General features: G+C 54.6%; 1 protein-coding gene and 1 pseudogene. Both read right to left on the minus strand.

What is annotated here, in order from left to right:
* The coding region (locus H163_RS23480) for a hypothetical protein (RefSeq protein WP_040679494.1) at positions 1-926 on the minus strand (926 nt) is incomplete at its 3' end.
* A pseudogene (locus H163_RS24645) lies at positions 926-1,186 on the minus strand (hypothetical protein); the annotation flags it as partial. The gene H163_RS23480 and the pseudogene H163_RS24645, both read right to left, overlap by 1 nt.

Below are 1,186 nucleotides of genomic sequence, written 5' to 3' on the forward strand. Positions count from 1 at the left end.
AGCCCGGTCTCACGCTCAAGCCAGCCCTCGCCCACCAGTGCGCTTTCCATGCCGAATGCGGCCTCTTCCCCTGGCGCCAGCACCCGCAGCTTCTGCCCGCCGCGCAGCTGGAACAGCGCATCGTGATAATCCTGCACGTGCCGGTCAAAACGCTTCTTCGCTTCATCGAAGACGATCGCATCGACCTTGTTCTTCTCGCTCAGAATATCCTTGAGTCTTTCGCGCTCAGCCGGATCCAGCCTTGCGCTCTGCGGTGTAACATTCAGTTTTTCATCGGAGTAAGTGTTGTAGAAACCCAGATTGAAGGAGACGATCTCGGCAAACATGTCCAGCCGGTCCGTCACGCCCACAAGATCGATGTTTTCCAGATTCTTCAGTGCCGTCTCCAGCAGGATGTCATCAGCAGGAACACTGCCCACATAGCCTGCAAGCCGCTTTGCCTGATAATTTTCCATAAAATAGGCATGCTGGCTGTCACGTTCGCCGTGAAGCACCGCGTCGAGGTCACCCCGTTTCACATCATTGATCACGCTGACCAATTCGGGCGTGACAGTTTTCATGTGAACATCCGGGATGCGGCGCCAGTGTTCGATCTGCGAGAAAACGCGCCCAACCGGGTCCCTGAACACTGAAATGACCTTGAGAAACGGATAGAGCTGGCGGAAATCATCGATCACCAGATGCGAAAAATGGAACTTTGCTATCAGTTTGTACTGCGCAAGTTCCGCACACATCTGGATCCGCTCAGCATGCCTGCGCCGGGCATCACAAGAGAAGTCTGCAAAATAAGTTTCTGCCGAGCGGACAGCGACAATCTTGTCATCCGCGATATACTCGCCAGCGGCGTAATTATTCTCAAGAAATCGAAAGAACGACGTCCCGCCCGTCTTCATCAAATGCAGGAAAAAAAGATAATGGTCACGCATCAGGATATCCGCCGCATCTGAACGCTTTGCAGGGCAATGGTCTTGCGCCGGTGGTCCGGCACGCCATGCGCCTCGAAAGCCGACTTCACGCCGGAGAAGCGGAATTCGATGCGCGTGCCGGATGTGTTCTCCTGCCGGCTGCGCGTCTTCACCGAGGCCACGAGAAAACCGTCGCGGATCGAGGTTTCGTGCGGCACATAGGAATCATTGATGAAGATCTGCATCGACGCATAGATTTCATCATTGATCACCGACACGAT

This window comes from Pannonibacter phragmitetus DSM 14782, from assembly GCF_000382365.1.
GTDB classification, from domain to species: domain Bacteria; phylum Pseudomonadota; class Alphaproteobacteria; order Rhizobiales; family Stappiaceae; genus Pannonibacter; species Pannonibacter phragmitetus.